General features: G+C 58.1%; 6 protein-coding genes. 5 read left to right on the forward strand and 1 reads right to left on the reverse strand.

What is annotated here, in order from left to right:
- Window positions 1-280: 280 nt before the first annotated feature.
- The 5 genes from FHS50_RS10565 (at window position 281) to FHS50_RS10585 (ending at window position 6,372) form a co-directional block, all read left to right on the forward strand.
- The gene (locus FHS50_RS10565) at window positions 281-775 is read left to right on the forward strand and encodes a hypothetical protein (RefSeq protein WP_221184921.1); all 495 of its coding nucleotides are present in this window, start codon (window positions 281-283) and stop codon (window positions 773-775) included.
- A gap of 129 nt (window positions 776-904) precedes the next feature.
- A complete protein-coding gene (locus FHS50_RS10570; protein ID WP_183934386.1) occupies window positions 905-2,176 on the forward strand; it encodes a hypothetical protein in 1,272 nt (423 codons plus the stop codon).
- A 705-nt stretch (window positions 2,177-2,881) separates the two neighbouring features.
- Window positions 2,882-3,088 carry a hypothetical protein gene (locus tag FHS50_RS10575; RefSeq protein ID WP_183934387.1) on the forward strand — a complete coding sequence of 69 codons (207 nt, stop codon included), beginning with the start codon at window positions 2,882-2,884 and terminating at the stop codon, window positions 3,086-3,088.
- 156 nt (window positions 3,089-3,244) lie between these two features.
- On the forward strand, window positions 3,245-3,490 hold the full coding sequence (locus tag FHS50_RS10580; RefSeq protein WP_183934436.1) for an excalibur calcium-binding domain-containing protein: 246 nt from the start codon (window positions 3,245-3,247) through the stop codon (window positions 3,488-3,490).
- A 164-nt stretch (window positions 3,491-3,654) separates the two neighbouring features.
- Complete coding sequence (locus FHS50_RS10585; RefSeq protein ID WP_183934388.1) at window positions 3,655-6,372, forward strand: hypothetical protein; 2,718 nt, start codon at window positions 3,655-3,657, stop codon at window positions 6,370-6,372.
- 151 nt (window positions 6,373-6,523) lie between these two features.
- Here FHS50_RS10585 and FHS50_RS10590 read toward each other — a convergent pair.
- On the reverse strand, window positions 6,524-6,733 hold a 210-nt coding region (locus FHS50_RS10590; protein WP_221184922.1), incomplete at its 5' end, for a YadA-like family protein.

The following is a 6,733-nucleotide window of genomic DNA, read 5'->3' on the forward strand; positions in this document are numbered from 1 at the left end:
CTTAGGTTCGTCGCCCCTCGTCTTTCCTAATCTTGAAACTTGAACGCGCCAGCCGTGCGCTGCCCGCCAGTTTTGGCGGAAGCCCGCGCTTGCGCGAAGGATGGCACGCGCCTTGCGATATTATAGTTTAGGGCTTTCCTCCCCTCCTACCCCTTCAAGCTCCATGCGGCAGATACGCGCGCGAGGCGGCTGGGGCGGAGCACGCAACCGAGCCGATCGACTGAGTTGGCATCTCTCCGAAAGCCAAGCGACGATGCTGTGGAGCGCCTACAGGCAAGCGATGGCCAAAGGGCTGGCGCCGAACGTCCACTGGACAGTGCATCTCGAGATGGCAGGCATAACCGAAGAATTTGGCGCTTCGGCGGTCAGCTACCTGCTGGGCAGGGCAAGGGACTACAACCGGCGACGCGGGCTGCCCTTCGCCGCCTACTGGGTGCGCGAGAATGGCGAGGGCAAAGGCCACCATGTCCATATCGCGATGCATTGGCCTAGCGAGCTTTCCCTGCGCGGGCTGACTGGCCGCTGGGTTCGACTGGCTGGCGGGCAAATGGTCAAAGGCGTGAGCGAGGTCCGCCGTGTTGGCGGGCTCGTGCAATATGAGCGAGGCAATTGGTTCGACGCTAATGCCGAGGCTCTGACGCGCTACTTCCTGAAAGGCGTGAGCGAGGAGCTGGGGCAAGAGCTAAAGCTGCTGCCCCACAGGCGAGGCAAGGGCGGAGCCGTCATAGGAAAGCGCGCGGGGCGGACGCAAAATCTCGCGCTCTCTGGCACATGAACTCTCTCTTGGCCGCGATGCAGTCGCGACCCTCGCGCAGACCTACGATCGGCACGGGCCTTGCCGACGCACATTAACTTAGATTAGCAAATATGTAGGGAGGACACCATGCTCAGGACACGACGTTTGATGATGGTTCTTATCGGGCTCGCGCTGAGTTCGACGGTTCACGCAATTCCCTCTTCGATCGATCCTGGTGAACGATATGTAGAACTAGCGCTGGCATTAGATAGCGCAACTGATGGGGGATACATCTTCCGCTATGACGGCCCCAAGGAGCTGCGCGATCGAGCAGAATCCTCAAATTTGTCAGTGGACGAGATTGCGTCACAAGCGCGGGGCCTCCTCGCGTATCTTAATGAACGACAGGCGACAGGAGTTGAGCAAGAAAGGCAGGAGGCCTTGCGAGCCTCGCTATTAGCGATGCTCGGCCGGATACGCGTTCTCAACGGCGATAAGCTAAGCTTTACTGACGAAGCAGAGCAGATATTTGGTGTCCGCCCGCCACGCTACGACGCAAATGAGGCAGACGCGGCAATTGCCTCAATAGAAGCGTTACTGCCGGGTGAGGGGTCACTGGCTTCTAGAATGGAAGCGTTCGAAGCGCGCATGAAAATTCCTTCGGGCCGGCTCTCAGCCGTTGTGCAAGCAGCTGTCGACGAATGTAGGCGCCGCACGGCATTGCATATTCCGCTGCCGGACGATGCGTTAGAAGTGCGGTTGGTAGATCAATTGCCTGCCATCGGCCGCTACGATTATTTGGGGAATTATCGCGGCCGAGTGACAATCAACCGCGAAATGGTAGACGCGTCAAATCTCCTCTACATTGCCTGTCATGAGGGGTATCCGGGTCACCATCTTCGGTCGGTGCTCTTGGAACACCAATATGGCAAATACGACTGGCCAGAGCACGATCTAAAGACGCTCTACGGCCCCTCGGCGATAGTTTCGGAAGGTTTGGGGCAGTATGCTGTTGAGCTAGCCTTTCCGGAATCGGAAATGGAAAACTACCTGCGCGAGAACTTGCTTCCAATGGCCGGAATAGACCCCAGCGAGGCGCGACGCATAATCGCACTACGCCGAGCCTGGAAGACACTCTCGCCATACGCGACAGTTGAAATATCTAGAGCTTATCTAGACGGCGAAATCGACAGGGAGCAGGCGGTCGACCTGCTATCGAGATACACGCTGAAATCGCGTGAGACGACCTCCCAGATGTTTGGGTTCGTAGATGCATTCCGCACTTATGTTGTCACATATACATTTGGCGAAGAATTCGTCCGAAATGCGATTGAAGCTGCCGTTGCTAATGGCTCGTCTAAATGGGAGGCTTTTGCGCGCTTGGCGACTGCCCAGGTGACTCCCGCTCTCATGCAAAATAGCGAGGCAGGCAAGGAATAGCCGACCCAATCGCCAATCGAGCTTTCTTTACGCGGTCTCACGGGTCGATGGTTGCGGCTGGTTGGCGGGCAATTAATCAAAGGCGTGAGCGATGAGCGGGGCGAAAAGCTAAAGCTGTTGCCCCATAGAGAGGCAAGCGCGGGGCCCGTTATTGGCAGGCAGGCCGGAATAACGCAAAATCTCGGACCTTCGACTTGAGAGCTTCGTTGTTGCAGCTCGTCTTGTTCTCAGCATCTTCTGGACCAGGTAGGCGTCAAAGAAGTCGGTGGAGGCCTGCTCTGGCAGCGCTTATCCGCCCACGGATAAAACACCCTAACTGGACAAGCCAATTAGGACCGAACTTATGATTGACCGCATGCAATTACTGGAATGGGCCGGCCGTTACAGCGATCTGAAAAATCGGAGTGCCGAACTTACCGGGATGTCCGAGGACCTGTTGCATGTGCACGTTGGATTGGCGCTCTTTGTCCTAGGTGCGTTGCTATTGAAGCGACGAATGCGTTCTCCATGGCCTCTCGCAATCGTATATGCGTTTGCCGTTCTCAATGAGCTCATAGATCTAACAGCCCCGGTCGTTTCACTTTCTGAGCCGTTCTTGGACATTGCGAACACGGTATTTTGGCCAACCGTGTTGTTTCTGATTGCGAGGAGACGGCTAATTGGACGCTCACATCTCGGTTCGTAAGGATCGAGACTGGGCGCATCGTGAGCGAGGTCCGCCGCGTGGGCGGGCTGGTCCATTACGAGCGAGGCAACTGGTTCGAGGCCAATGCCGAGGCTCTGACGCGCTACTTCCTGAAAGGCGTGAGCGAGGAGCTGGGGCAAGAGCTAAAGCTGCTGCCCCACAGGCGAGGCAAGGGCGGGGCTGTCATTGGGAAGCGCGCGGGGCGGACCCAGAATCTTGCAAGGTAATGCCTTCGGAGCCGCACCGGCTTTATTGGCCGATCATTGACATATGTTAGAAAACAGCGCCAACTAATGTCGCACTGAGCGAGAACGGAGGCGTGGCCATGCGCCGGTTAGTAGCGTTGCATACTCATTGCTGCTTGCTGATCCGCAAGTGTTGCACTGGCTCACTCAGGCGGACTTAACAAAGAGGGCTGTCACAATAACCGTAAGACTGGCGATTACCATTGCCATCGCGGCAGCGCGGCCAAGCCAGCATCAGTGGCGAAAGCAATCTCTCAAAGCGCCAAACGAGAATTTGCAAATTGCGTTCAGGCGAGAGCAGCTGGGGCAGCACCCGTTAAGCGTGGCGACCCCGGGTATGGACGCCATCTAGATCGAGATGGCGATGGAGTGGGATGTGAGTGAGCTCGGGAGGGGGCACTTGAATTATGAGGCGCCTATTTCCGGAGACCGGGCCCGGTCGCTCGAAAATAAAAATACAGGAAAAATTGACGCGACCGTATTTACTTCGCGTTAAATTATCATCAAAGCCGAGGCCAGTTTCAGTTTGCGTTCTCTCGGAGTGAATCATGAAAACCAACTTCCTCGTATCGAGCGCGCTTGCGCTCGTCTTTGTTTATGGTGCCGCTGAAGCGAACGCTGAGGACACCTGTGATTTGAATGGCATTCCCCAGGTTGCAGATAAGCTCGGCCCCCAAAGCATTATTTGTGGCAGAGGCAATGTAATAGACTATCCGGGTCAAACTGCCCTCGGAACGGATTTTTACATTAGCGGCGCGAGAGCCACGGCGATTGGTGCGGCGGCGAGGACCGTCGCCGAAGGAAGTACAGCGGTAGGCTCAAATAGTATCGCCTTTGGGTCATCTAATGGTTCGATGGGTCTGGGGACGGCCACTGGATACGCTCCCCCGGCGACGACTTCAGCCACGGCTCTCGGCTACTACGCTTATGCCTTCGGCCAAGGGACCGTCGCCGTTGGTGACCAAGCGGGCGTGGGCGTGCGTACCTCTACTCAGTGGGGATACTCTTTCCGGCCTGTTTCCGAGGGCACCGCATTGGGAAGTAAGTCGTTGGTTGCCGCTTACGGCGGGACAGCACTCGGCTTTGGAAGCACTGTGTCTGCATCCAACAGTGTGGCCATCGGTCGGAATTCTATCGCGGCCGAAGCCGATACTGTGTCGATTGGCTCCGCGGGGTCAGAGCGTCGATTGGTAAACGTGGCTGCCGCGGTCAGTGCGACTGATGCGGTAAACCTCCAGCAAATGAACGCGGCAATTGCGGACGCGACTGCAAGTGCGGGTAGCCCCTACTTTGCTGTTAATTCCAGTGGTGCTCCCGCAGCGGCCACTGGGAAAGGTGCCATTGCGGCCGGCAGCTCTAGCATTGCCAGCGGAACAAGCGCAGTCGCTATCGGCGACAAGAGTGTTGCGAGCGGTCACTACACTGTGGCCTCCGGATCAAACAGTGTTGCAAGTGGTAATTCCACGGTAGCGATCGGCGCGTTTGCTGACGGTAGTGGTCATGGTGCAGTTGTTGTAGGCGGTTCCTCGGCGGCTACCGGAAATAGCGCATCCGCCATTGGGCACATGGCTCGCGCCGAAGGAGGTGGGAGCACTTCGATCGGCGCCCACTCAACAGCTACCGGAGTGGGATCCGTAGCGATTGGTTCGAACTCAAAGGCATCTGGGGATTTTGAGGTCTCGGTAGGGAATCCCGACGCGCTGATTGGCGGCACAATGCCCCTCACGCGTCGTATTACCAACGTTGCCGATGGCGTGGGCGAGAGCGATGCCGTCACAGTTGGCCAGATGCAGACAGCCGATGAAGCTCTTCAAACTCAGATTAATCAAAACCACGCTGCCATCGATACGCTCCAGGCTGACAGTGTTGCCCAGCAAGTGCAGATCGACCAGAACAGCGCCGACATCGCTTCGCTCGAGACCGAAAACGCGGCGCAGCAGGTTCAGATCAATCAGAACTCTGCGGATGTCGCTTCGCTTAAGGCTAATGACGCCCGACAAGATAGCCGATTGGCTGCGCTCGAAGGGGGGGCGGCACAGAACAGCGCCGATGTCGATAAATTGAAGGCGAACGACGCGGAGCAGGACCAAAAAATTGCTTCGCTCGAGACCGAAAACGCGGCGCAGCAAGCCCAGATCGACCAGAACAGCTCGGACATCGTCACGCTGGCCGACGAGAACGCCGCGCAGCGGGTGCAGATCGACCAGAACAGCTCAGACATAGTCACGCTGGCCGACGAGAATGCCGCGCAGCAGGTGCAGATCGACCAGAACAGCTCGGACATCGTCACCCTGGCTGACGAAAATGCCGCTCAGCAAATGCAGATCCAGGCTAACAGCTCGAGCATCGCATCGCTCGGGGTGCAGGTGTCGGCATTGGAGCAGGAAAGCGAATACTTCGCGGTCAACGGTCACGGAGCGCCTGCAATGGCAACCGGAGCGAATTCGGTTGGCATCGGCGTGGGAGCAATGTCTGCCGGCGATGAAAGCGTGGCAATCGGTTTCCAAGCGCAAGCAATCAACGGCGCAGCTGTCAGCATTGGCAGCGGCAACGTCGCAAGCGGCATGGGCGCGGTAGCCATCGGCGACCCCAACATGGCCACCGGCCAGGGCGCCGTCGCGCTCGGCAAGGACAATGTTGCAACTGGCGAAGGTGCGGTCGCGATGGGTGATGCGAACTCAGCTGTCGGCGCAGGTGCCGTGGCGCTGGGTAATGGCAGCAATGCCTCGGGTGACGGAAGTGTCGCCATTGGTAATGCGGCGCTCGCCAGTGCCAACGGAGTGGCATTGGGGCAAAATGCCTCGAATGGAACCTACAACAATTCCGTGGCGCTCGGCGCCGGGGCGGTGAACACTGCAAACAATCAGGTTCACGTCGGTAACCGCGTCATCAGCGGAGTCGCTAATGGTGTCGCTGACAATGATGCGGTTAACATGGCCCAGCTGAATGCTGTTTCCATGGGCTTCACCAACTCGATCAACGCACTTCAGGGCGACGTTGCAACACTGTTCGACCTGAGGAACATGGACCGGAATGATGCTCAGCAGGGCATCGCTGCGGCCATGGCGATGGCGAATGCGCCGATGCCCTCGATGGGGGGCAAGGTTAGCTACGCCCTCACTGGTGCTACGCATCGCGGCGAGGTCGCTGTCGGAGGTTCCCTTATGTATCGCCTCCCGACGTCGAGCCCCACGGCAGTCCATTTCGGATTTAGCTATGCGGGAGAGAACTCCGGTGCGCGCGTCGGCGTTGCCGGCGAGTTTTAATAGCTAAAATTCTCTCTGAAGGGGGCGGGCCGCGACTGTGGCTCGTCCCCTTATTGCTTGTCTGCTCACGGCTTTCACTGACAAGTGAGTGGAGTGACAACAGCCATCACTCGTCACTGGGCTGCAAAGTTTGTCGAGCTTCGGTCTTTTCTTAAAGCCCGATCGCCACACCCACGCGGCCACCGTTCGAGCCGCCTTCCGACGACCCGGCATAACCGCCGGAGACATAGATGCGGGGCGCGACCCGCGCGACGAGGCCCGCCGCGAAGCCGGTTTCCCCGCGATAGGTGGAGATGTTCGCGCTGAGGCTTACGTCGCTGTCGGGCACGACCATCATGCCTCCCAGCGCCATCGACGCCGC

The sequence above is a fragment of the Sphingomicrobium lutaoense genome (genome assembly GCF_014195685.1).
In the GTDB taxonomy this organism is placed as follows: domain Bacteria; phylum Pseudomonadota; class Alphaproteobacteria; order Sphingomonadales; family Sphingomonadaceae; genus Sphingomicrobium; species Sphingomicrobium lutaoense.

Coding starts and splice junctions, on each gene's coding strand:
- FHS50_RS10565 (WP_221184921.1), top strand. CDS start 281: ATGGCCAAAGGGCTGGCGCCGAACGTCCACTGGACAGTGCATCTCGAG.
- FHS50_RS10570 (WP_183934386.1), top strand. CDS start 905: ATGATGGTTCTTATCGGGCTCGCGCTGAGTTCGACGGTTCACGCAATT.
- FHS50_RS10585 (WP_183934388.1), top strand. CDS start 3,655: ATGAAAACCAACTTCCTCGTATCGAGCGCGCTTGCGCTCGTCTTTGTT.